This window comes from Pseudoalteromonas sp. CNC9-20 (genome assembly GCF_022347875.1).
GTDB lineage: Bacteria > Pseudomonadota > Gammaproteobacteria > Enterobacterales > Alteromonadaceae > Pseudoalteromonas > Pseudoalteromonas ruthenica.
Genome location: NZ_JAKRFS010000005.1, coordinates 129,820 through 154,448, shown reverse-complemented (window position 1 = coordinate 154,448; position 24,629 = coordinate 129,820). Strand labels below are relative to the sequence as shown.

Here is a 24,629-nt window from a genome sequence, read left to right as displayed (position 1 = left end):
CAAAAAATATGGTTGATTATGAACCGATTAGGCCTGCGGGACTCGGTATTGATCCTGACCTTGGTGCCTACTGTGGTGATTGGTCTGTTACTTGGCGGTTATTTTACTATAAATCGCTACCTTGAGCTGGATGAATTTCTTATCGAGCAAGGTAATACGATCATCGAGCCCTTAAGTATAGCGCTGGAAAACCCATTGGCGAACAACGACCAAGGCGCACTTGAGCGCATCGCCAGGCATATTCATAACAAACACTCACCTCTTATTAAGTCCGTTGCTATTTTCGATAGCAACGATGAACTGGTGTTGGCCAGCAATTTACACCGTGAGTTTGCGCGTTTAACCCAAGTACCGACGCTTGATAATAAAACCAGTAGCAAAACAACCCGAGAAGGCGATTTCCTGGTTATCTACCATGGCATACTTGACCCCAATGCGCCGAGTCATCAGCCTTTTAAAACTAATGGCATTGTCATGGTGCAATTCAATCGCCAAGTTGCGGTAGTCGAGCAGCAAAAGGCGGTGCTGATCAGTGCTGCGGTCATTCTGCTAGCCATTGGCTTTGCCGTGGTGATATCGATTCGTTTGAGCCGTATGATCACTCAGCCACTGTCGCGTTTAGTTCAAGCAACTCAAGAAGTCGCTCATGGGAAAGAGGCCGACAATATTCAAAAGCCAATGCAGGGCGAGCTCGAACAGCTACGCCAAGGGTTACTGCATATTAACCAGCATATGGCCGAAGAAAAGGATGAGATGCAGCGTCATATTGACCAAGCCACTGCTGATTATCAAGAAACCCTCGAGCAGTATGAGATGCAAAACATCCAGCTCAATATCGCCAAGCGTGATGCATTGGCTGCCAACCAAGTTAAATCAGACTTCTTAGCGAAAATGAGTCATGAACTGCGCACCCCACTGAACGGAGTCATCGGGTTTGCCCGCCAGCTTTATAAAACTCCACTGAATAAAAACCAAAAAGATTACCTCGATACCATTGAGCTCTCAGCGAATAGCCTGTTGACAATCATCAGTGACATTCTCGATTTTTCTAAGCTTGAAGCTGGCGCCATGGAACTAGAAAGCATTCAATTCCAAATCCGTGATGCCGTTAATGAAGTGCTCACCTTATTAGCCCCCGGCGCTCATGAGAAGAATCTGGAATTGTCTATTCACGTAAACCCAAACGTGCCCGATCACCTTGTTGGCGACCCCACACGCTTTCGGCAAATACTGACTAACTTAGTCAGTAATGCCATTAAATTTACCGAACACGGCGAAGTCAATATTGATATTAGTAGCCGGTTGTTGAACGACGAACGTGTCTCATTGTTAATATCTGTTAAGGATACGGGTGTGGGCATTGCCATGGACAAGCAAGACACTTTGTTTACGCCCTTTGCTCAGGCCGATTCTTCCATTACCCGAAAATTTGGCGGCACAGGCCTCGGCCTTATCATTACCAAACATTTAGTCGAGGCTATGGGCGGTCGCATCACTCTGAACTCGGCTCCTGGCAAGGGCACCTGTTTTACCTTCAACGCCGTGTTCAAAGTACCTGAACATCACTTTGAACTTGACCTGCCTTGTGCTTCGTTGGTCAATAAGCGGGTGCTGTATTTCGAGCAGAACGAACACAGTTATATGGCAACCAGCAGTATTTTGGCGGCTTGGGGCGTGCATTTAACCGGGTGCCGCACCATAGAAGAGCTCGAGCAGGCTGCTAGTAACGCATTCAACTACGATATCTGCGTGCTTGGTGACCCCGGCGGCGCAGAGTCCATGGCCAGAATGAAGCAGCTCATTGCCATTGCTCGTCAATGCAGTGACTACCTCTACCTGTTACTCAACACAGTGTCGCATAATATGCGTGAGGCACTCGTTGGCAGTGGAGCCGATGGGTGTCTTAGTAAGCCAATTAACCATCGCAAATTTTGCGAAATGTTGGCCGCGCCATTTCGCTTGGATCACCCAACTATTCATACTCACGACCATCATACGACCCGTTTGCCGCTCAAAGCCTTGGTGGTCGATGACAATGATGCCAACCTAAAACTGATCTGTGCCTTACTCGAAGAACAAGTGGAGAGTCTAGATACCGCACATAACGGCGCGCAAGCGGTCGAAGTATGTAAAAGCCATCGTTACGACTTAATTTTTATGGACATTCAAATGCCGATTATGGATGGCATTACCGCGTGTAAACTAATCTTAGAGTCATCTCTGAATGAAGATACCCCGATTATAGCGGTCACTGCCCATGCCTTAGATGGTGAAAAGGAGCAGTTAAAACATGTCGGCTTTGCCAGTTACCTTACTAAGCCGTTAGATGAGGATATGCTCAGCGATGCTCTATTGCATTATGCCCCCAATGACAAGCTTGCTCGTGAGCGCGTCAGTGCTAAACCGCCACTAAGCGAGCCCCCCTTTATCAGCGACAGTTTAAATTGGGAGCTGGCATTGCAACGTGCCGGTGGCAAGGAAGATTTGGCCCAAGAGATGCTGAATATGTTGCTATTAAGTATTCCTGAAACACTGAACCTTATCGAAGAGGCGATGGCAAAAGGTGACCATGAACGTTTGCTGTCGATAATCCACAAGTTTCATGGTGCTTGTTGCTATACCGGTGTGCCTAAGCTGAAAAAACTCGCCGAGCTGATTGAAACCGCAATGAAAGAAAAAGCCAGCATTAATGATATTGAGCCCGAGCTGTTAGAGCTACAAGACGAGTTAAGCAATTTGATGGCTGACGCCGGTTTAGAGAAAAGCAGCTCATCTTAACTGTGCTGATACGTGAAGGCAGTGCATTAAGCATTGCCTTGCACTTGTCGCCAGTGCTTTATCCTTGGTACTAATGCCTGCCAATGATGGTGCAGATAGCGACGATAACAAAGCGAATACAGATACAGTAACGCCCGCCTTAGCGGTGTGCGTGCGCTAAGTACATGCGCTTTGACTGCGCTGATAAGCCACTGCTCATCAAAACCACTCCAGTGCCCAGCAGGTGATAATAAGTTTCGCCACAGCACTGGGGCAACTTCATAATGTAAAATAAAGGCAAGTTCATTGAGGCTGTAAGGTGAGTGCGCACAGCACCGGGCGATAGCATCATAGTGATCACTCACTGCGGTATCTAAAAACAATTCCGACAGCGCCAGCCAAACAGGTGCCCTGTTATCGAGATCGGTTGAGGCGCTGCGCATGTTATGTTTACTTCAGCTACTGCAAAGCACTCATACCACCGAACTGGGCGGCGCCAGTGCTTAGGGTCTAATTACGCCCGCGCTTCTAACATCAAGCGCTTCATGTCACGAACCGCTTTTTCCATGCCATCAATGGCCGCACGAGCAATAACGGCGTGACCAATATTAAGCTCATAGATTTCTTCCATCGCGGCAATTGGCTTCACATTATGATAGTGCAAGCCATGTCCCGCATTGACGATGAGCCCTTGATTATGAGCATAACGCACACCTTCACGAATAATTTCTAGTTCCTTCGCTTGTTGCTGGTCATTCTCGGCATCGGCATAGGCTCCGGTGTGAATTTCAATATAGGGTGCCGCCGCTTTCACACTGGCATCAATTTGCGCTTTATCGGCATCAATAAATAGACTGACTTTGATACCTGCAGCTGTGAGTCGTTTAACCGCGTCGGCAACTTTATCGAATTGACCGACCACATCAAGCCCCCCTTCGGTGGTGAGCTCCTCACGCTTTTCTGGTACTAGGCATACAAACGCGGGTTGTACCTCAAGGGCAATGGCCAGCATCTGTTCAGTCACCGCCATTTCTAAGTTCATACGGGTTTGAATGGTGTCTTTCATCACATACACATCGCGGTCTTGGATATGACGACGGTCTTCGCGCAGATGGATAGTAATACCATCAGCGCCCGCATGCTCAGCGATTGCTGCGCCATGGGCAGGGTCAGGGTAACGAGTGCCGCGCGCCTGGCGCAAGGTGGCGATATGATCAACGTTAATGCCTAATAGAATTTCTTTCATTGCTGCCTTACCTTGATTTAAATAACTCTCTGCTTTTCAATGGCTTATTGCCTAGCAAGGGTTTAAGTAGAAAGCGACAAAAATGCTTCGCCGCCTGTTGAATTTCAGGATCTGTAAACTCACGCGCAGCCATTGCAAGCACTTGCTTACCGCTAAAACCATAGCCATATTTAGGCTGTTGTTGCATCACCCACCCTTGCTCTGGATAGTAGTCATAATGACAATCAGCGCTGATTTCTTTACCGATATTATCGTATTCAAAATCAACACCATAACCCAAGCTTTCCAATAAAGTGAGTTCGTAATGGCGTAAGCTCGCTGCCATGTGGTTAGTAGCCGCTAGGGCCTTGAGCTGTGCTTGATAAAGGTCGTACACCTGCTCCAGCGGCTCGTTCAAAGGTACGATACGCACGGCCAACTCGTTCATGTAAAAACCACAATATAGTTTGTCACCAATCAAAGCGGGCTGTGAGCCTGATAGTTCGAAATGCTGCAAATACTTAAGATCGCCGCCGCCTTGATAGCGTATGAGCAAAGGTTGGAAAGGCTGTAACTGAGCCTTATGTTTTACGGCGTGTTTACCACTGAGACGCACTATCATGCGCATCATACCACGGTGTTGTACTAAAAAATCAGCGAGCCACTGCGAGTCACTAATGGCTCGACGATGAAGTAAAAAGGCACGGTCAAAACCGGCTTCCATCGGCGTTTAATCTTCGCCATAACCTAAGCTGCGCAGTGCTCTCTCGTCATCTGCCCAACCTGATTTGACCTTCACCCAAAGCTCTAAAAACACTTTATTATCGAGCATATGCTCAAGGTCTTTACGTGCTTCTCGGCCGATAGTTTTTAACTTTTCACCTTTGTTACCGATCACCATACGTTTTTGCGTTTCACGCTCAACAAGGATCAGTGCATTTATATGCCATACACCATTGTCTTGCCACTTAAACTGTTCAATCTCTACAGTAACCGAGTAAGGCAGCTCATCACCCATAAAGCGCATCAGCTTTTCACGCACTACTTCAGCCGCTAAAAACCGCATTGAGCGATCGGTAATATAATCTTCTGGAAAGTAGAACTCACTTTCTGGCAAGCGAGCGCGTACCTCTTTTTTGATCAAATCAAGATTGCGGTTGTGTTTTGCCGATACTGGAATAATGCCAGCAAAATCGCCTTTCTCACTGAGCCACTTAATGTGCGGCAAAATCAGGTTATTGTCTTTCACTTGATCGGTCTTATTGATCACGACCAACACCGGTGTTTTGCCGCCACTGACTTTGCTGAGTACCATTTCATCATCATCAGTCCAATGCGTCCCCTCAACAACGAAAATCACCAATTCAACATCACCAATTGAGCTTGATGCTGCGCGGTTCATTAGCCGGTTGATAGCACGTTTTTCCTCTACGTGTAAGCCAGGTGTGTCAACGTAAACAGTTTGGTAATTATCTTCGGTGTGGATACCCATAATGCGATGGCGCGTGGTCTGTGGCTTACGCGAGGTAATACTGACCTTTTGCTCAACAATTTTATTAAGCAAGGTCGATTTTCCTACATTGGGGCGGCCAACAATGGCGACCATACCGCAATGGGTAGTTGTTTGCATATCAGCTGTCATTCTTTAACATCTTTAAGGCTTTTTCCGCCGCTTTTTGCTCTGCTTTACGGCGTGAACTGCCTACAGAAATAATGCTGTCCATGCCTTCAACAATACATTCAACCGTGAATGTTTGATTGTGCGCTTGACCTTTCGTATCAATCACAGTGTAGCCCGGCAAGGGGAGTTTGCGCGCCTGTAAAAACTCTTGCAGTAGAGTTTTTGGATCTTTTTGATTCATTCCTGGGGAAATTGACTCAAGGCGAGTGGCATACCAGCTTAGCACTAGGTCACGGCAGGTATCGATATCGGAGTCTAAGAACACCGCACCGATGATCGCTTCTACCGCATCAGCTAGTGTAGACTCACGGCGATAACCGCCGCTTTTTAGCTCACCGGGTCCCAAGCGCAGGTAATCACCCAATTCAAATTCAACGCCAAATTCGGCAAGTGTTTGCCCACGAACCAAGGTCGAGCGCATACGGCTTAAATCGCCCTCTCGCGCTTTGGGGAACTTGTGGTACAACGCATCGGCAATAACAAAGCTGAGGATAGAGTCACCTAAGAACTCCAGGCGCTCGTTATGCTGGCCTTTATGGCTGCGGTGTGTAAGGGCTTGCTCTAGTAAGTTTTGCTCACTAAAGGTATAACCAATTTTTTTATAAAGTTCTGCTACGTTTTTCTTCATTGTTACTGAATATTACCTAGGCGTTCGAATCGTACGCCGGTTGGAACCCAACTTGGAAGCGCGCTATCTGGTTCATGTTCAAATTCAAAACTCATCCAAATAAACACGGCCTTACCTACAAGGTTAGCCTCAGGTACAAACCCCCAAGCGCGTCCATCTTGACTGTTATCGCGATTGTCACCCATCATAAAATAATGGCCTTCGGGAACAATCCATTCATCAATTTTTGATCCCTGCTGGCGATAATATTTGCTCTTAAATTCTGGCAAAGTTGGATTAATCAGAATGTCATGCTCAACTTCACCCAAACTTTCTTGCAGCCGCACCAGCGATTGTCCTCTGAGCGAGAACTCATCTTTATTGATGATCTCTAGCGCAATTTTATTATATTCGCCACATTGCAATGCACCTTGAGTACGTTCACCCTCGGCGCAATTTGGTTTGATATACAGCTGCTTATTGCGATACACAATGGCATCGCCAGGCAGCCCAATGACACGTTTAATAAAGTCTAACTTAGGATCTGGTGGAAACTTAAATACCGCAATATCTCCGCGCTCCGGCTTGCCGGTCTCAATAAGTTCACTGCGCCAGACCGGGTCTTTAACGCCGTAGGAGTATTTCTGTACGAGGATAAAGTCCCCCACCAAAAGGGTCGGCATCATTGACCCCGATGGAATTTGGAAGGGTTCAAAAATGAAAGAGCGAAACACCGTAATGATAGCGATCATCGGGAAAATCGACTTAGCATGCTCGGTAAGCACAGGCTCAGGTGCGATTTCTTGCTTCAACTCTTCATCAAGTTCTTTACCTGCCGCCCCTTCAGCTAGGGCTATACGCTCTTTACGTTTAGGTGCATATACAAGATGGTCAACCAACCAAATTAACCCAGAGCCAAGGGTTAATAACACCAAAAATATGGAGAAATATCCGGCCATCAGAGGCATTTCCTTTTGTTATTATTTGCCAACTTTTAAAATTGCTAAGAAGGCATCTTGTGGCACTTCCACATTACCAAGCTGCTTCATACGCTTTTTACCTTCTTTTTGCTTCTGCAAGAGCTTTTTCTTACGGCTCACGTCGCCACCATAACATTTAGCGATTACGTTTTTACGCAACTGCTTAACTGTTGAGCGGGCAATAACGTGATTGCCAATAGCCGCTTGAATTGCGATATCAAACATCTGCCTTGGGATAAGTTCGCGCAGTGCTTCTGCAAGCTCACGGCCTCGCCCTTGAGCATTATCGCGGTGACAAATCATCGCTAGGGCATCAACACGGTCGCCGTTAATAAGAATATCGACCCGCACCATGTCTGAGGTACGGAATTCTTTGAAGTTATAATCCAGAGAGGCAAAACCACGGCTGGTCGACTTCAGCTTATCGAAGAAATCCATCACCACTTCAGCCATCGGCAGCTCGTATGTAATAGCCACTTGGTTACCATGATAATTCATACGCGTTTGCACGCCGCGCTTATCAACACACAAAGTAATAACGCTGCCTAAGTATTCTTGTGGCACAAGAATATTGGCCTCAACAATAGGCTCGCGAATTTCAAGAATATCGTTTACAGCAGGCAACTGAGATGGGTTATCAATCTGAATCGTGCCGTCTTTGGTCTCAACCTCATAGATTACCGTAGGCGCGGTTGTAATGAGGTCAATATCATATTCACGCTCTAAGCGTTCTTGGATGATTTCCATGTGCAACATGCCCAAGAAGCCACAACGGAAACCAAAACCTAATGCGGTTGAGTTCTCCGGTTCGAAGAATAGCGATGCATCATTGAGACTGAGCTTATCAAGAGCATCACGAAATGCCTCGTATTGATCCGAAGAGATCGGGAACATGCCTGCATATACCTGTGGCTTAACGCGCTGGAAGCCGGGTAAACGCTCTTGTGCTGAGTTTTTCGCCAAGGTAATCGTATCACCGACTGGCGCACCATGGATTTCTTTAATACCGGCGATTACAAAGCCTACTTCGCCCGTTTTCAGTGTGCCAGTATTAGTTTGTTTAGGGGTAAAGATACCCACCTTGTCAGCAATGTGAACTTGCTCGTTCGACATGATTTTAATCTTGTCGCCCGTTTTCAGCTCGCCTTGAACAATGCGCACCAAAGACACAACGCCTTGATAAGGGTCAAACCAAGAGTCAACAATAAGTGCTTTAAGAGGCCCGTCGGTGTCGCCCTGCGGTGGCGGGATATCGCGAACGATACGCTCTAGCACATCGTCGATACCAATTCCTGTTTTTGCACTGCACTGCACGGCATCAGTGGCATCAATCCCGACAATGTCCTCTATTTCTTCGGCAACACGCAGTGGATCTGCTTGTGGTAGGTCTATTTTATTAAGAATAGGCACCACTTCTAAGTCCATTTCAATGGCAGTGTAACAGTTGGCTAAGGTTTGTGCTTCGACACCTTGGCCAGCATCAACAACAAGCAACGCGCCTTCACAGGCCGCAAGAGAACGCGATACTTCATAGGAGAAGTCAACGTGCCCTGGGGTGTCGATAAAATTAAGCTGATAAGTTTCACCGTCTTTGGCGGTGTAATTCAAGGTTACACTTTGCGCTTTGATGGTAATACCACGCTCACGCTCGAGGTCCATTGAATCCAGAACTTGCTGCTGCATTTCGCGGTCGGTTAACCCGCCACATACTTGGATCAAACGATCGGAAAGGGTCGATTTACCATGGTCGATATGGGCGATAATCGAAAAGTTACGGATATGCTTCATAAATTGGATTCTGACTTCTTAAACTTGAGCTCGTGTAAATAAAGGCCCGATTTTACCTTTAATTGACGCTAATCACCAACTCTTTGCGAAATAGGTAGGCTCAAAGGGTAAATTTTTAATACTTTTACATCATGAACAACCTGCGCAAGACGTTGTTTTGCCATGACAAAGCCAACGAAACCGGCCACCACAGCAGTGCCAATTTGTGCCAGTTCGCCTAAGCCTAAAACACTTTGTACAAGCACGGCGCTTACCAATGCCGCCAACAATGGCCAGATATAAACAACAAACGAACTACTGACAATGTGGGAGTCATCCAAGGCTAACTTCACTTTTTGCCCCACAACGACAGGTTCAGAAAATTGATACGGGAAGGTCTTTTTGTCGGTTTTGAATAACTTGGCAAAGATTTGCGCGCCACATTTACCGTTGCACCCTGCACAAGCTGGCTTTTGTTCGCTTTTTAAAAAGGCGGTATCCCCTTTCACTGATACCACCGTTAGGGTTTGCTCAATCATAATCTACAGAGGACGCTGGACGGATTCGGCAATGTTTTTCGCGGTTGCCGTCGGGATATTTCCTATCACCGAAACATCGTAAGCTCCGGCATTATGAATATACACGGTAGTTGCTCCCGAGGTCAGTGCACCGCTAGGACGCTGACTAGCTAGAGGCCGCTGCACAAACACCGAGACATCAACTAAGCCGTCAGAATAAAGGTAGTAGTCGGCCAGCTCATTATTCATGTTCAGTTTATGGCGGTCGGCTTTAAGCAGTTCAAATCCTTGCGGCAGCCATCCGATACTCCAGCTACTTTCACCGCTTTGCCCATCTAGTTTCGGCAGCGGCGTGGGAAATTCACGTTGACTGATTTCCACCAGCTCCGGAGCGGGTTGCTCGGTCACACTGATATGGCTTAACTGTAACTGCTCTAGCAACTCACCACTGTGATTCACATAAGCGGATTTGAGCAATAACGAGGTCTCAGTATCCAACCACAACCAGTAGTTGTACTTATCTTGGTCTTTTGCCTCGATGCGAATTTGCTGTGCCGGTCGCCCAGCGATACGTCCTTTATTTCCAAGCACAAAGCGGTAGTTGCTTTGCAACTTATCAATATCGCTAAATAAGACTTCGGGAATAGGCCCAGCGATGGTATTAGTAGCGATTGAATATGGCTGATTTTGCGGCTCGTAATAGGTGACCTGATCATCAACTCGCACCATTTCCAAGCCGGCGCCATTTAACAGCGTAAGAAGCTCTAACTCCTGCTCTTGATAAATACCATGGCTCCAACGATAAGGCTCCATGGCACGGTCTTTGACGACCACGAAAGAAGCAACAAAGTTGCGCTGCTTAACGGCCGTAGCCATGTTATCCAACCACTGTTTAGCGGTCATCTCGGACATGGCCAACGCAGGAGTCAGCCACAGACTAAAAAGCGCAACATACAGGTACTTCATTACTCGTTACTGGTCCTTTTTACTTTGTGACTCGTCGTTAGCAGCGATGCGCGCCGCTTCACGGGTTTGTCGCTGGTGCTCCATAACAAGCGCACCAATACGCTGCTTCTGCAAATCTCTTAAACCACGCTCGGCGTTATCAAGCGCCGGCTCCGAAGAATAACTTACCGGCGATGCGGAACCTAAAAATGGCTGCGATTGCAATGGTGGCAAGTCGCTTTGCTCTGAACCAGAAGTGCCATATTGTTGCACACCCACTACAGCAACCACAGCAACACTTGCGGCAATCGCTGTTTGGGCGATACCACGCCACCATCCACCAGATATAACCTGAGCGCTTTGCTGTGATGCGGCCGGCTGTTGTTGTGCTTGTTGTTGGCCGAATTCAGCATGGACAGGTTCGTTTTCTATTTGCTTAGCAACCGAAGCGGCAATATCTAATTGAATTGAAGGCGCGGTCTCTGAGCGCATCGCGTCGCCAATTAGGCTGTAGCGGGCTAAGGTTTGCGAATCAATATCGTCAGTTTGGACATCGTCCAAAGACACTTCGTTGTCAACCAAAGCAGAGACAAACGCCTTATCCTGCTCACTACACTTTGCTTTAGTCATATTAAGACTCACCTATTAACGGAGTTAACTTATTATCTATCGCTTCTCGGGCACGGAATATACGCGAACGTACCGTACCCACAGGGCAATCCATCACCGCAGCGATTTCCTCGTAGCTCATCCCCTCTAGCTCCCGCAGAGTGATGGCTGTTTTTAAATCTTCTGGTAGCTTATCTATGGTTGCAAAAATAACGTCTCTGACTTCGTCACTCAGAAGCAAATTCTCGGGCGTTGAATTTGAGCGCAATAAATCAGCGCCCTCGTAAAACTCTGCTTCATCTGCATCTACATCATTCGCAGGCGGCCGACGACCCTGTGCTACTAAGTAATTTTTCGCACAGTTCACCGCGATACGGTATAACCAAGTATAAAACGCACTGTCGCCCCGAAAGTTAGGCAGGGCCCGGTAGGCTTTAATAAACGCCTCCTGAGCTACATCTGCAACATCGCCTTGATTGGCAACGTAACGAGAAATCAATCCTGCAACCTTATTCTGATATTTGGTGACCAACAGGTTATAAGCATTTTTATCTCCTTGTTGAACCTTTCTTACCAGCGCTAAATCCAAATCCTGCTCGCTCATTCGAGCCGGTACTCCTCTGCGTTGTCGTGCTTTTCTTGCTGCATCTTTGCTACCAAATACACTGTGTCTGACCTGAGTAAAATGAAAAAGTTCGCGCTTAGGCAAATATTTTTGCATTGGCAAGCAACTAAAGTCGTGTGACACCCGTAAATATGATACATATAGAGCCACGTAGGTATAAAAACCTCAAGCCACATTATAACATGAACCCAAACAAACAACATCACAGCGACGTTACCGTCATAGGTAGCGGTGCCGCTGGTTTATCACTGGCCTTGTCACTTGCCAACCATTGCCAAGTTACGGTTATTAGTAAAGGTGCACTGCGAGAAGGGTCGACTTTATATGCCCAAGGCGGTATTGCTGCCGTTTTCGACAAGCAAAACGACAGCATTGAGTCGCACGTTGAAGACACCTTAGAAGCGGGTGCTGGGCTGTGCGATCGTGAGGCCGTGCATTACACAGCATCGAATGCGAAGGCTTGTATGCGTTGGCTAATAGAGCAAGGTGTCCCTTTTGATATGGAAACCGATGACAAAGGTCATGAGCGTTACCATTTAACTCGTGAAGGCGGACACAGCCATCGTCGTATTCTGCACGCTGCCGATGCCACTGGTAAAGCAGTGCAAACAACGCTGATTGAGCGGGTGCAAGCACACCCTAATATTACCTTGCTAGAGAATTACAACGCCATCGACCTTATTACCGACGCCAAGCTTGGGCGCGACGGCAAACATTGTCATGGCGTGTATGTTTATAACCGTGCCAAAGAGCAAGTAGAAATTCTCAGCGCTCGCTTTATTGCTTTGGCCACCGGCGGCGCCAGTAAGGTGTATTTGTATACCTCGAATCCTGATGTTGCCAGTGGCGATGGCATTGCCATGGCGTGGCGAGCAGGCTGCCGAGTGGCTAACATGGAGTTTAACCAGTTTCATCCCACAAGCTTGTACCATCCAAAATTACAGAACTTTTTAATTACCGAAGCAATGCGCGGTGAGGGGGCTTATTTATTGCGCCCAGATGGTACACGCTTTATGCCGGAATTTGACGAGCGCGCCGAGCTAGCCCCTCGCGATGTCGTAGCCAGAGCCATTGATTTTGAAATGAAGCGTTTAGGGGCTGATTGCGTCTATTTAGACATCTCTCATCGTGATAAAGAATTTATCATCGAGCACTTCCCCACCATTTACGCCAAGTGCCTAAGTGTGGGAATCGATATCACCAAAGAACCCATTCCGGTAGTCCCTGCAGCGCACTACACCTGTGGCGGCGTGATGACCGATTTTAACGGCAAAACCGACTTGGACAACCTCTATGCCATTGGCGAGGTCGCCTACACGGGTCTGCATGGAGCGAATCGCATGGCTAGCAACTCGTTGTTGGAGTGTATTGTCTTTGCCCAAGCTGCAGCCAAAGACATTGTCGCAAAATTGGGGTTACCCGCAGAGCCTAGCACCCTGCCCGATTGGGACGAAAGCCGGGTCACTAACTCCGATGAAGAGGTCGTCATTACCCATAACTGGCATGAGCTCAGGCTATTTATGTGGGATTACGTCGGCATTGTGCGCTCGACCAAACGCCTTGAGCGTGCACTGCGTCGAGTAGAGTTATTGCAACAAGAGATCCATGAGTATTATGCGAATTTCCGAGTATGCAATAACTTATTGGAGCTACGTAACCTCGTCCAAGTTGCCGAGCTTATTATCCACAGTGCCTTAGCGCGCAAAGAAAGCCGAGGCCTACACTACACCTTGGACTACCCAGAACGTTTACCACACAGCCATATCACCGAGCTTAATCCTGCGACACTGGGTCGTTAAGGTTTTCGTTAACAGCCCGAGCGAAGTCACGAAACTGCTCGGGCGCCATCGCCTTATCCGCTATAAACACGTGCCGCTTGGCGCCGGTGTAGGTACTTTGCAAATGCAGCCATACTAGGCCATTGAATACCTTAGTTCCCTTTAATAGCTTGCCACTGAGTTCAATGCCTTGGCCATGTAATTCTACTTGCTGATTATCAATAGTAATAATGCCATAGCGCGGCCAGCAACGCTTATATACCCGCCAGCCATGCCAACTCGCGATCATGAGCACAATTGCACATAGCAAAGCCCATAACCATTGCGGCTGACTAAACACGAGTATTATGTAGATAAGCCCGACTAGCCCCAACAATGGCCGGTGATTCGCCGTATTGGCAGAAAATACACCTCTATACACGTACGCGGTCTAGAATGATTTTAACCATACGCGCAAGTTCTGCGTCTTCACATTGCTCATGACCCATAAACCAAGCAAATAAATCGGGATCATCAGCCGCCAACAAGCGTTGAAACGTCGCCTTGTCATCATCATTAAGGGAGTCGTACGCCTCTTCAACAAAGGGCATAAACAACACATCAAGCTCAAGCATGCCTCTGCGACACGCCCAACGTAAGCGTGCTTTACTGTCTAACTTCGCCATGGTTTACCTCTTTATGGTTTACTGCGCCGCAGTTTAGCAAAAACTGTTGCTACTCACAGCTATTTTGCGTCTATCGGGTGTCATCACTGCGACGCTTACGATACACTTGCGCTTGTCATTAGCTTGCGTACCTAAGGAGTCGTGTATGTCTGCATTTACTGTTTACGCAACAGATTATGTTGCGATCTACGTTAGTGGTGTTGATGCTAAATCTTACCTGCAAGGACAACTCACACAAGATATCAACCTTGTTGAGCCAAACACTTGGCTGTGGGCAGGGCAATGCAGCGCAAAAGGAAAGCTATGGGCCTGCTTTCGCATCGCAGCTTATCAGCAAGGCTATTTATTAATTTGTAGCGCCGATGAGGCCGAAGCAGCGCTGCGAGAGCTAAAGAAATATGCGGTATTTAGCCAAGTTGAAATCACCTCTATGACGCAACAGGTATCTGGCGTGTTAGGTGACAAACAAGCTCTAGGTGCGCACTTAGGAGTCAACCTTGATAATCCCGCGACCAACCTACCTGAAGGGTTGGTGCTCACTCTTGCCGATGACCGTTACCTTGTTGTAGCCGATGCCGACACCTTAGCACCCGCGCACTCAAGCGAGGCTTTTTTGTGCGCGCAAATTAAGGCCGCAGAGCCCAGCTTATGTGCTGCCGCAATTGATGAATACGTCCCGCAAATGGTTAATTTACATGCGCTTGGCGGCATCAGTTTTAGTAAAGGCTGCTACACTGGTCAAGAGACTGTCGCGCGCATGAAGTACCTAGGTAAAAACAAACGCGCGATGTTCGTACTCTCTGCGCAAGCAGACAGCAAACTAGCGCCACCGCTCACAGAGGGTCAAGTACAGCCAGTGGATTTAGAACGTCAGGTCGGTGACAATTGGCGTCGCGGTGGCACCTTGATAGCACAAGCGGTTGATCAAGGCAGACTTTATGGCTTGGCAGTGTTGCCAAACGATCTTGAACTCGACAGTCAACTTCGTGCAAAACACGCACCTGAGGTGATGTTCAGTATTGAGCCACTCCCTTACTCACTCACTGAAGAATAATTGGGAAACGTTATGAATATAGCCGAGAAGAAAGTCGTAACTATGCACTACAGCGTAGTCGACAAAGCCGATAACACCATCGACAATACCTTTGATGGTGAGCCATTAGTCTTTATCGTTGGCACTGGCTTTTTGATCCCGGGCTTAGAGAATGCGCTAATTGGTAAACAAGCAGGTGATACCCTGAGTGTCGAAATCGCGCCAGAAGATGGCTATGGTGAGCGTCATGAGCAATTGATGCAGGCTGTACCTAAATCAATGTTCGATGGTATGGATATTGAAGTAGGCATGCAGTTCCGCGCCACCACTGATGACGGTGAGCAAACAGTTATTATCGTCGATATTCAAGGTGAAGATGTGATCGTTGACGGTAACCATCCACTTGCAGGTGTCCACCTAAAATTTGATGTGGAAATTGTAGATGTACGCGATGCCACCGCTGATGAATTAGCCCATGGCCATGTTCACGGCGAAGGGGGATGTGATCACGACCACGAATAGTTGTCTGTGACTCTTTAAAAAAAGGCGCTTAAGCGCCTTTTTTTAGCTTTGTTCCTGAGCCGGTAAGTGAGCACTAATGTGCTTAGCCAGATTATCAGCGTCATTACTGCCAACGCGATAAAATGTGCCGTCATGCAGCTCGATGGCTACAGCAGCAAAGCCACTGGCATTGTATACCCAGCCATCATGAGTAATGCGAATGCCCACCCCATGACGAAACGAGTTACTGACAACAGCAACCGATTTAATCTCATCAAATGCGAGTCGCTTTTTAGCGATACCAGGGCCAAAGAACCATTCCACACCCTGTTCATCTACACGCACTGTTAAGCCATGAAATAAAAATGCCAGTATCACTAAAATGGCCGCAAACAGCATCATCGGACCATCCCCTTCCATCAGGTAAAAGGCTAATCCCAAAAAGCCACCCACCCACAATAAAATAATGAGAATGGCCCAAGCAGTTTGCTTATGTTGATACATACTATTCCTTTTTGTGTCAGCGCAGCGCTAACATTAATTGAAACTATAGACGAAAGTGGCGCTTAATTCTGAGTCGAAATTGCGCTTATCTTCTTCCGGTTTGGAGTTATAACGATATAAATAAGCAAATTTAAGTGATAACTGCCCCATAATTTGGCTAATCAAAGAAGTTTCTGATTTTAGCCGCGAATTCAGCCCTGAGAGTGACTGCTCAGCACTGATAAACTGATTAAAACGAGTACGTTTAGAGACCGTACGCTCCCACTGTAAAGCTAAGCGCAATAAATACCCAGTTTCACTTTCAGTCGGCTCTTCACCTTCTTCAGCGGGTTTGCCCTCAGAGCGATATAGACCCGGGCCGATGTCAAAGTCGACGGTGTTTTTCACCCCTTTGTAGAGACGATTACCATAGCCGGTTGCCACTGTGGCCTTGTACTCCAAACCACTGAATTCATCTTCCTCGTAATCGGCGTAAAAGAACAACGAGGCGTTTTTTTCGCCTACTTTGTAGTTTGTTTGTGCAGAGCCAAAAAATCGTTGCGCCGAAATAGTTTCTTCGCCGGTTTCAGCATCAACATCACGACGGTATAAAGAGTCAAATTTGAACTGATTGCGCCAATGGGTAAAATCTTGGTAAATATTGCTACGTAGCTTAAAGCTCGTTGAATCGGTGTTACCTCGAGTCACGATAAAGCCAAACTCGGCATCACCGTAAAACATTTCACCTTGGTGAATTTCGTGGATTTCTGCATCCGTCAACTGTCCGTATTCATGAAAGTCTTCAAATGGGTCAACGGCCCAACAACTTACACTCCAACAAGCAATTAATAGAGCGATAAAACGCATAGTTAGTGCTTACTCTTTCCAAATAACGTGACAAAATGGCGCATCTTTATCACGGCTGATCAATACCCGTGCGAATACCAAGTCTTCATTCTCCAGCTCGAGCCCGATGCTCACCTCGCTGTAGAACTCCGGCTCGATTTCCATCGCCACAATCCCTTGCCATTGCTCACTTGGCGCACTTTCTTCTATAAACCCCAGAGCCTCACGATGCTCGTTAAAATCGTTGATATCCTGCTCGGACAAGTGCTCAGGTGCAAGCTCCAAGAATACTTCATAGGCATGATGAGTTATTTCTTGTTCAGTGAATAGGCGCGGCCCTGACATGGTGCTGATCCCGTTGATGCTTATTTCTGGCGATAATAACAAAACTTGATAAGAATGTGCATTGTCTCGCGACCAATAAAAAGCCGGGAAATTCCCGGCTCTTAGTGCACTGCTTTAAACTTTAGCTATTAATGCCGAGTCGCCTCTTGACACCCTCGCGCATATGCTGAATATAGGTGTAAAACAGGGGTACAAACAAGGTACCAAACACAGTTGCGGCAATCATGCCTGACATCACTGTGACACCTAAAGACACACGACTTGCCGCCCCAGCGCCACTGGCCAACACCAGCGGTAACACACCTAGGACGAAAGACAAGGCCGTCATTAAGACCGCTCTGAAGCGCTGCGATGCGGCTATCTGCGCGGCATCAAAGATACTCTGCCCCGCCTTGCGTTGCTCCATAGCAAACTCAACAATCAAGATAGCTGTCTTAGTCGACATACCTATTAGCAGTACAAAGCCGACTTGGGCGTAGATATTGTTTGTCATTCCCACCGTAAACAAGGTAGCCATGGCCCCAAAAATAGCCAAGGGTACAGCGGCTATGACCGCAAACGGTATCGTCCAACTCTCGTATTGCGCGACCAAGAACAAGAACACAAATAGAATCGCTAATGAGAAAAGTACCGGCGCGAGGTCGCCCGCTAAAATTTCTTGTCGTGTTTGCCCTGCCCAATCGAAAATATAGCCATTGGGCAGCTGTGCAGAGAGCTCCTTCATGACCGCAATGGCATCCCCACTGGAATAACCAGGTGCAGCACTGCCGGTAATACTGGTACTTCTATATAAATTGAAGTGGTTCATACTGGTAGGGCCAAGAATAGGCTTCAGCGTGGCTATGGTCGTCAGAGGGACCATATCCCCCTCACTATTGCGTACATAGTAATGCTGTAAATCAGCAGGTTCAGCACGGAATTGTGCCTCAGCTTGAATGGTGACCTGATAAGTGCGGCTAAACTGATTAAAGTCGTTCACATAGAGCGAGCCTAACTGCGCTTGCAGGGTTAAGAAGATATTGCTCAAGGTGATCCCTTGTGCTTTCGCTTTATTGCGATCGACCTCTAAAAAGTATTGCGGCACATTGGCGCGGAATGTACTAAATACATTTTGCAGTTCAGGGCGTTGGTTGGCATCGTATATCAAACCATTCATGACTTGCGCTAGCTCGGCTGGGTCTCTACCTTCGGAGTCTAATAATCGATACTCAAACCCCGAGCTATTCCCCAATCCTGGGATAGGCGGTGCATTAAAGACCATAATCTGGGCATCTGGCATGGCCCATAACTGCCCTTGGATACGGGTAATAATCTGTTTTAAGCCCATATCTGGAGCCGTTCGCTGCTCCCAGTCTTTGAGCACCATAATGCCCAACGCGTTGTTTGAGCCAGCGCCACCTAGTAAAGAGAACCCGGAGACGCCAATAAAATCTTCGGTGGCTGGGTCTTGCATGATCACATCGCTGATTTTCTTTACCACAGCATCGGTACGATTAATCGCGGCGGCATCTGGCAACTGCACATCAACAAAGACAAAGCCTTGGTCTTCTGGGGGCACAAATCCGGTAGGTACATTAGTAGCAAACCAACCGGTAGCAACAAATAGCGCCACCACAACAATACCTATCCGCCCTGCTCGTTTGAGCATAAATCCAACCACACCGGTGTAACTCTTCGTGGAGCGGGTTATGGCGTTTTCAAAAGGTCGTAACCATTTTATTGGCTTCATTTTTTCAGCTGACAACAGCAAACTACAGAGCGCCGGGCTCAATGTCAGGGCGTTGATTGATGAAATCAGTACAGCAAAGCTAATGGTGACAGAAAATTGCTTGTATAACTCTCCGGTGATCCCTTGCATAAAGCCTACGGGTACAAACACCGCTAACAGCACCAACGTAGTGGCCACAATAGGCCCGCTCACCTGCTCCATGGCTTTGGTCACTGCTTCCTTAATGGGCAGCTTGTCTTCTCTGAGTATACGCTCAACGTTTTCTATCACGATGATGGCATCATCCACCACAATGCCGATCGCCAGTACTAAACCAAATAACGTAATCAGGTTAATGGAGTAGCCCATCGCCATCATCGCCGCAAAAGTACCAATGAGCGATACCGGGATCGCCACGGTTGGTACCAAGGTGGCACGCCAATTTTGCAAAAATAGAAACACCACCAAGATGACCAATGCCACCGCTTGATAAAGAGTTACAACCACCTCATCAATGGAGCGATTAATAAACTCAGTGGTGTCATAAGGCACTTTGTATTCAAGGCCATCAGGAAACTGCTTAGACAGTTCCGCCATACGTTTTTTAACTTGCTCAGCAACCGCCGTGGCATTGGCGTCGGTGAGCTGATAAATAACAATAAAACCGGTGTCTTTTTGATTGAATGTAGCACTACCTGAATAGCTTTTTGAGCCCCGCTCTATGCGCGCGATGTCTTTAAGACGCACAAAATTACCGTCCAAGTTAGCGCGCACAATGGTTTGTCCGAACTCATCGGCAGAAACAAGCCGCCCCTGAGCTTGAATCGCATATTCGAATTGTTGGTTGGGGAGCGCCGGAGCGGCGCCCAGCTTACCGGCGGCGACCAAGGTGTTTTGCTCCTCCAGTGCAGCCTTCACTTCCGCAACTGTTACTCCTAGGGAGGCCATTTTATCTGGCCGTAACCAAATACGCATGGAATAGGTTTTCTCACCCATCACCTCGGCAGAGGCAACCCCAGGGATACGCCCGAGTGGCTCAGTAAGGTAATTAGTGGCGTAGTTACTTAAGAACATAGCATCCATGTTGGGGTCTTCTGAGTACAAACTTATGCCCATCAACATGTTGCTAGATTTTTTCTTAACCGTTACCCCCTGACGGCGTACTTCCTGAGGCAAACTAGGTTCTGCCAACGCCACCCTGTTTTGCACATTCACTTGGGCCATATCGGTGTCTGTACCGACATTAAAGTAAACGGTGATGGTTGCCGAGCCATTGTTACTGGATGTGGACTCGATGTACATCATGTCTTCGACGCCATTAATTTGCTCTTCAATGGGACGAATAACTGTCTCTTCAATGGTTTGTGCGCTGGCGCCGGGGTAAATCGCGGTCACCGATACCTGCGGCGGCGTGATTTGCGGATACATATTGACGGGCAGCTGGGTCAAAGAGATAAGCCCAGCCAATGTAATAACAATGGAGATCACCAGCGCCAGTTTGGGCCTGGATATAAAAGTTTTACTGATCATCCTCGACTCGCTTATTGTTGGTCACTGATGGTGCCGGTTTTGGCGTCGACTTGTTTAACAACAGGATTTACTTCCACCCCTGAGCGCACTTTTTGTAGGCCTTCGACAATAACCCGCTCGCCTTGCTCAATACCTGATTTAACCACCCACATCGCATCAATGCGTCGACCCAAATCCACCAAACGCTGCGCCACTGTATTGTCATCTTTGACAACCAAAACAAATTTGCCTTGTTGATTTTCCTGCACCGCTGCTTGGGGCACCAAGGCTTGCGACTGCTTATCTTGACTCTCAACCACTAAGGTTACAAACAAACCCGGCATTACAATGCCATTGGGGTTATCAAATTTGGCACGTAACTCAACCGTCCCCGTGCTACGGTCAATTTTAGTATCGGCAAAATCCAGCGTACCCGGCTGTTCAAAGTCAGTATCATTGGGTAAGCGCAGGCTTAAATCTAAAGGGACATCTTCAGGGCTATTATTGGTTTGCTGATGCGACTGTTGGTAACTGATGTAATCGGATTCTTCTACTTGAAAGCTAACATAAATGGGGTCGATATCTGTTAGTTGTGCCAAGGCACCGGACTGTGGGTTAACGATATTGCCCACATCAAAGCTCACTTTACCTATGCGGCCACTAAATGGCGCGTCGATAGTGGTGTAACTGAGGTTCAGCTTGGCCTTTTCTAACGCTGCTTCACTGGACTTAACAGCGGCTTGGGCTTGATCTAAGTTCGTTTGCAATTTGTCTAAGTCTGCCTCAGAAATAAACCCATCTTTGGCAATTTCACGCCCTCGCTTAAGATCTCGCTCAGCTCGAGAGGCCGCTGCACGATTACTTTTTAAGGACGCTTCAATTTCACTCACACTGGCGGTGTATTCCGATGCATCAATTTTAAATAACGTTTGGCCTTTTTCTACATATGCGCCCTCACGGAAAGTCCGCTCAATGAGTTCACCCTCAACTCGAGCACGAATATCTGCCTCCTGAAAGGCCTCGGTGCGAGCGACAAACTCGCGATAATTACCAACCTCTTGCATCGCCACTTCATAAACAGACACCGCCGGCGCTGGCATGCTCTGGTTTTGTTGTTGCGGTTCAGAGCAGCCCACCAAGGCTAACGAACAGAGCCCAGCTAAAACTAAATGATAGAAATACTTTGGGCCCGAAGGGGATAAATGCATCGCGTGTCTCCTTAGAATCGTTATGTCGCTAGCAATGTTGTTTTCAATGGCCAGATAGGCGCTCAATAGACTGACATAAAATAAATCTAGTTCCCTGAGAAATATAGACTATTTTGTAACTCACTGTATTTAAGTTATACCGATATTTAAAAATGAGTACAGTGCATTGCGCAAGCAGAGTATATCAAGTGCTAGTAACGGGAACATGACATCAATCAGATGTTGAGGTAAATTGATACTGGTCAGAGGAGATAATAATGATAACACTAACCACTGCTAAGCAAGTCGCCTATGTAACCTTGGCTAATGAAAGTAAACGTAATGCACTGAACTTTGAGATGTTCAAACAACTTGATGGGGTGATTAAACAAATCAAGAAGCAGCGTGATTTGCGAGCGGTGATACTTCAAGCACAAGGGCCGGATTTTTGCACTGGGCTAGACGTTAAAAGTGTGATCAGCAAACCCACCGATATCTGCAAATTGCTGTTTAAACCGCTGCCAGGCAACCAAAACCTCGCTCAACGTGTGGTGCTGGGGTGGCAGTCGTTAAGTATTCCCGTTATTGCTCTACTACAAGGGCGATGTTGGGGTGGCGGGATGCAAATAGCCTTAGGTGCTGATATTCGCATCGCCAGTGAGGATGCTAGCTTAGCAATCATGGAGTCACGCTGGGGGTTATGCCCCGATATGGGGGCAAGCTTAGTGCTTCCAGGAGTCCTCAGTGCCGACAATTACTTACAGCTTGCCATGTCTGCAGAGCCTGTTACAGCGCAACAGGCCCTCAATTTAGGCTTGGTATCTTATGTTGATAACAATTTGCAGCAACGCGCTGCACACATCATCGACACCTTTAGCGCGCGTTCACCGGATGCCATCAGTGCAATCAAACGGTTAACGCAAAGCGCTTACCGACAGCCCCATCGTAGACTATTGGCTAAGGAAACTTTCTCGCAAATTAAACTGCTGATGTGTAAAAATACCCGTATTGCTATTAAAAATGCTTCGCGCAAGGATGATTCCTTCGATGAGTACCAACCGCGTCGGCGCTGGTAAAAAGATCATTAAACACAGCGCTAGGTTCATGTTGAGTGCTGCTATAATTAGCGCTTTTCTATTCTCAGCCCATGCCCTCAGCGACTACTTCTCAGTGAGCTTCCCAGCACCACTCAGTGCCATGTTAGCGCTATTCTTAGCTTTGCAATTAGGCATTGTTAAACTGCACTGGCTTACTAGCGGTGCTCATCCCTTACTTAATTATATGCCGCTGTTTTTTGTGCCCGCAGCCGCTGCCATCATAGAGCATGTCGAATTGGTCGCCCGCTATTGGTTGCCACTGTTGTTGTGCTTAGTAATCGTCCCGCTGATTGGCCTGTTTATCATCGGGACGATAATGCAACGCTTGGGTAAAGAGCAATGATGTATTTGGCTATCCCTATGACAGTGGCCTTATTTTTAGCGTTTCGAGCCCTGCACGCCAAGGTACGCTCACCACTATGTAACCCCGTCTTGCTCACAATTGCCGCCTCGGCATTTATCTTGTCGGCTTGGCACATCGATATCAACGAGTATCGCGCTCACACACAAATTTTCGATTATCTTTTGGAGTTGGCCGTCGTTGCTTTAGCAGTGCCACTTTATAAGCAAATCCACCAGTTAAGGCGACAGCTTTTATTGATGTTTATCGCTGTGGCTGCCGGAATAATCACGGCCACCACCACCGCCGTTGTGATCACCTCTTTGCTTAGGGTACCCGAACAATTGCAGGCCTCCCTTGCTAGCCTTGCAGTCACTACCCCTATCACCTTACTTGTCACCGAGCAGTTAGGCGGGCTTGGCAGCATTGCCGCATCCATGGTCATTCTCATTGGTATTGTCGGTGCTATTGCTGGCTTCAACACGCTTAAGCTGACTGGCATCAGGCATAAGGGGGCTCAGGGCGTGGCCCTCGGCGGTGCTTGCCATGCCATTGGCACCGCCACCGCTATTGCCGACAATGAAACCAGCGCCGCCTACGCCTCGGCAGCAATGGCGTTAAGTGCACTACTCTCGCCTATCATAGTGCCTATCTACTACCCTTGGCTTGCCAGCTTAGTGCTTTGACTATCTGAGGCATTGATACTGGCCGGTTGCAACACCTTCTTGGCTCCTGAATGCTTTCTTACGTTATTCAGGTACTGATGTAGTGGCGAATACGGTGTTAGCAAAGCAAGCTCTCGAGGAAGTAAGCTTACATAATAAAGAGACGGCAATGCCATCATATCAACCAAAGACCAAGTTGAACCTGCTAGGAATTGATTTTCAGCTAACCAGGTCTCTACAATTTTTACTGCATCAAGTGCTGCACTTTTATTTTCCATCATCCACTGCACACGAACTTCCCCGCCCTTCCCCTTCGGTAAGGCTAACTCTAAGGCATAATCTCGAATCAAGGCGTTGTTAACATAATGACTTAATAAGCTCATACGTTCTAACTGATGGGCTCTGCCAATAGGGTCGAGCTTCAAGAACTCCCCACTGGCATAACTGTCGTTTAGGTAATGTAAAATCGCTGTTGTCTCACAAAGATGCGTATCACCGTCTATTAAAATAGGAATTTTTGCCATCGGGTGTAGTTTGCGGTGATGCTTATCGTGCATCTCTATAGCTTTGTCAGCATACGACATCGCTAGCGTGTAATTAACCCCTATTAGCTCACAAAAAAGCTGGACACTGCGGGTATAAGTACTAAAGGGTAAGCCAATAATATGTACTTTATTCACTGTTCGTATTCCTATTCTTGACACTGTTGCTTGAGCATAAAAAAAGCGACAATATGTTCAAGAACATATTTTAAATAT

At 47.4% G+C, this 24,629-nt stretch carries 26 protein-coding genes; 7 read left to right on the top strand and 19 right to left on the bottom strand.

Annotated elements, in window-relative coordinates:
• The first annotated feature begins 18 nt into the window (after positions 1 to 18).
• Entirely contained in the window at positions 19 to 2,778 is a 2,760-nt protein-coding gene (gene barA, locus MHM89_RS13315; RefSeq protein WP_239409015.1) for a two-component sensor histidine kinase BarA, read from the top strand.
• Positions 2,779 to 2,804: 26 nt separating this feature from the next.
• Here barA and MHM89_RS13310 read toward each other — a convergent pair whose 3' ends face one another.
• The 11 genes from MHM89_RS13310 to rpoE form a co-directional block, all read right to left on the bottom strand.
• Positions 2,805 to 3,200, bottom strand: a complete 396-nt coding sequence (locus MHM89_RS13310; RefSeq protein ID WP_239385726.1) for a hypothetical protein — start codon at positions 3,198 to 3,200, stop codon at positions 2,805 to 2,807.
• A gap of 71 nt (positions 3,201 to 3,271) precedes the next feature.
• Entirely contained in the window at positions 3,272 to 4,003 is a 732-nt protein-coding gene (pdxJ, locus tag MHM89_RS13305) for a pyridoxine 5'-phosphate synthase (RefSeq protein ID WP_022944096.1), read from the bottom strand.
• A 7-nt stretch (positions 4,004 to 4,010) separates the two neighbouring features.
• Positions 4,011 to 4,706 carry a DNA repair protein RecO gene (gene recO / locus MHM89_RS13300; RefSeq protein WP_130145174.1) on the bottom strand — a complete coding sequence of 232 codons (696 nt, stop codon included), beginning with the start codon at positions 4,704 to 4,706 and terminating at the stop codon, positions 4,011 to 4,013.
• A gap of 6 nt (positions 4,707 to 4,712) precedes the next feature.
• The gene (gene era / locus MHM89_RS13295) at positions 4,713 to 5,612 is read right to left on the bottom strand and encodes a GTPase Era (protein WP_138547680.1); all 900 of its coding nucleotides are present in this window, start codon (positions 5,610 to 5,612) and stop codon (positions 4,713 to 4,715) included.
• A 1-nt stretch (position 5,613) separates the two neighbouring features.
• A complete protein-coding gene (rnc, locus tag MHM89_RS13290) occupies positions 5,614 to 6,291 on the bottom strand; it encodes a ribonuclease III (protein ID WP_022944099.1) in 678 nt (225 codons plus the stop codon).
• 2 nt (positions 6,292 to 6,293) lie between these two features.
• The gene (gene lepB / locus MHM89_RS13285) at positions 6,294 to 7,229 is read right to left on the bottom strand and encodes a signal peptidase I (RefSeq protein WP_022944100.1); all 936 of its coding nucleotides are present in this window, start codon (positions 7,227 to 7,229) and stop codon (positions 6,294 to 6,296) included.
• Between the two features lie 21 nt (positions 7,230 to 7,250).
• Complete coding sequence (lepA, locus tag MHM89_RS13280) at positions 7,251 to 9,038, bottom strand: translation elongation factor 4 (protein ID WP_022944101.1); 1,788 nt, start codon at positions 9,036 to 9,038, stop codon at positions 7,251 to 7,253.
• A gap of 68 nt (positions 9,039 to 9,106) precedes the next feature.
• Entirely contained in the window at positions 9,107 to 9,556 is a 450-nt protein-coding gene (locus MHM89_RS13275) for a SoxR reducing system RseC family protein (protein ID WP_022944102.1), read from the bottom strand.
• Between the two features lie 3 nt (positions 9,557 to 9,559).
• Complete coding sequence (locus MHM89_RS13270) at positions 9,560 to 10,447, bottom strand: MucB/RseB C-terminal domain-containing protein (RefSeq protein ID WP_231658110.1); 888 nt, start codon at positions 10,445 to 10,447, stop codon at positions 9,560 to 9,562.
• 60 nt (positions 10,448 to 10,507) lie between these two features.
• The gene (locus tag MHM89_RS13265; protein ID WP_239409014.1) at positions 10,508 to 11,110 is read right to left on the bottom strand and encodes an RseA family anti-sigma factor; all 603 of its coding nucleotides are present in this window, start codon (positions 11,108 to 11,110) and stop codon (positions 10,508 to 10,510) included.
• 1 nt (position 11,111) lies between these two features.
• Positions 11,112 to 11,693 carry an RNA polymerase sigma factor RpoE gene (rpoE, locus tag MHM89_RS13260; protein WP_022944105.1) on the bottom strand — a complete coding sequence of 194 codons (582 nt, stop codon included), beginning with the start codon at positions 11,691 to 11,693 and terminating at the stop codon, positions 11,112 to 11,114.
• Positions 11,694 to 11,896: 203 nt separating this feature from the next.
• On the opposite strand from rpoE, the gene nadB reads away from it, so the two are divergent.
• Positions 11,897 to 13,513 (top strand): L-aspartate oxidase, encoded by a 1,617-nt coding sequence (nadB, locus tag MHM89_RS13255; RefSeq protein WP_022944106.1) that lies wholly within the window; start codon positions 11,897 to 11,899, stop codon positions 13,511 to 13,513.
• Here nadB and MHM89_RS13250 read toward each other — a convergent pair.
• Positions 13,488 to 13,913: a protein YgfX gene (locus MHM89_RS13250; protein ID WP_151172366.1), complete on the bottom strand. Its 426-nt coding sequence runs from the start codon at positions 13,911 to 13,913 to the stop codon at positions 13,488 to 13,490. The genes nadB and MHM89_RS13250 overlap by 26 nt on opposite strands.
• Positions 13,906 to 14,157 carry a succinate dehydrogenase assembly factor 2 gene (locus MHM89_RS13245; RefSeq protein ID WP_022944108.1) on the bottom strand — a complete coding sequence of 84 codons (252 nt, stop codon included), beginning with the start codon at positions 14,155 to 14,157 and terminating at the stop codon, positions 13,906 to 13,908. The genes MHM89_RS13250 and MHM89_RS13245 overlap by 8 nt, the downstream gene beginning before the upstream one ends.
• 145 nt (positions 14,158 to 14,302) lie before the next feature.
• On the opposite strand from MHM89_RS13245, the gene MHM89_RS13240 reads away from it, so the two are divergent.
• Positions 14,303 to 15,211 (top strand): folate-binding protein YgfZ, encoded by a 909-nt coding sequence (locus tag MHM89_RS13240; RefSeq protein WP_022944109.1) that lies wholly within the window; start codon positions 14,303 to 14,305, stop codon positions 15,209 to 15,211.
• Between the two features lie 12 nt (positions 15,212 to 15,223).
• On the top strand, positions 15,224 to 15,712 hold the full coding sequence (locus tag MHM89_RS13235; RefSeq protein ID WP_022944110.1) for a peptidylprolyl isomerase: 489 nt from the start codon (positions 15,224 to 15,226) through the stop codon (positions 15,710 to 15,712).
• 42 nt (positions 15,713 to 15,754) lie between these two features.
• Here MHM89_RS13235 and MHM89_RS13230 read toward each other — a convergent pair whose 3' ends face one another.
• The 5 genes from MHM89_RS13230 to MHM89_RS13210 all read right to left on the bottom strand — a co-directional run bounded on the left by MHM89_RS13230 (position 15,755) and on the right by MHM89_RS13210 (position 21,790).
• Positions 15,755 to 16,195 (bottom strand): hypothetical protein, encoded by a 441-nt coding sequence (locus MHM89_RS13230; RefSeq protein WP_045978551.1) that lies wholly within the window; start codon positions 16,193 to 16,195, stop codon positions 15,755 to 15,757.
• 33 nt (positions 16,196 to 16,228) lie between these two features.
• Complete coding sequence (locus MHM89_RS13225) at positions 16,229 to 17,041, bottom strand: DUF481 domain-containing protein (RefSeq protein WP_045978550.1); 813 nt, start codon at positions 17,039 to 17,041, stop codon at positions 16,229 to 16,231.
• A 9-nt stretch (positions 17,042 to 17,050) separates the two neighbouring features.
• Positions 17,051 to 17,365 carry an HI1450 family dsDNA-mimic protein gene (locus tag MHM89_RS13220; protein WP_022944113.1) on the bottom strand — a complete coding sequence of 105 codons (315 nt, stop codon included), beginning with the start codon at positions 17,363 to 17,365 and terminating at the stop codon, positions 17,051 to 17,053.
• A 121-nt stretch (positions 17,366 to 17,486) separates the two neighbouring features.
• Positions 17,487 to 20,603, bottom strand: coding sequence for a multidrug efflux RND transporter permease subunit (locus MHM89_RS13215; protein ID WP_239409013.1), 3,117 nt, complete (start codon positions 20,601 to 20,603; stop codon positions 17,487 to 17,489).
• Positions 20,604 to 20,614: 11 nt separating this feature from the next.
• Positions 20,615 to 21,790, bottom strand: coding sequence for an efflux RND transporter periplasmic adaptor subunit (locus MHM89_RS13210; protein ID WP_239409012.1), 1,176 nt, complete (start codon positions 21,788 to 21,790; stop codon positions 20,615 to 20,617).
• 257 nt (positions 21,791 to 22,047) lie between these two features.
• Here MHM89_RS13210 and MHM89_RS13205 point away from each other — a divergent pair, with 257 nt between their 5' ends.
• The 3 genes from MHM89_RS13205 to MHM89_RS13195 are packed head-to-tail and all read left to right on the top strand — an operon-like array spanning position 22,048 to position 23,892.
• A complete protein-coding gene (locus tag MHM89_RS13205) occupies positions 22,048 to 22,845 on the top strand; it encodes a crotonase/enoyl-CoA hydratase family protein (protein WP_152441097.1) in 798 nt (265 codons plus the stop codon).
• Positions 22,817 to 23,209 carry a CidA/LrgA family protein gene (locus MHM89_RS13200; RefSeq protein WP_239409011.1) on the top strand — a complete coding sequence of 131 codons (393 nt, stop codon included), beginning with the start codon at positions 22,817 to 22,819 and terminating at the stop codon, positions 23,207 to 23,209. Before MHM89_RS13205 ends, MHM89_RS13200 begins: the two co-directional genes overlap by 29 nt.
• Positions 23,206 to 23,892: an LrgB family protein gene (locus MHM89_RS13195; protein ID WP_239409010.1), complete on the top strand. Its 687-nt coding sequence runs from the start codon at positions 23,206 to 23,208 to the stop codon at positions 23,890 to 23,892. Before MHM89_RS13200 ends, MHM89_RS13195 begins: the two co-directional genes overlap by 4 nt.
• On the opposite strand, the gene MHM89_RS18925 is transcribed toward MHM89_RS13195, so the two are convergent.
• Positions 23,862 to 24,551, bottom strand: coding sequence for a glutathione S-transferase family protein (locus tag MHM89_RS18925; protein WP_239409009.1), 690 nt, complete (start codon positions 24,549 to 24,551; stop codon positions 23,862 to 23,864). The genes MHM89_RS13195 and MHM89_RS18925 overlap by 31 nt on opposite strands.
• Positions 24,552 to 24,629: the final 78 nt, after the last annotated feature.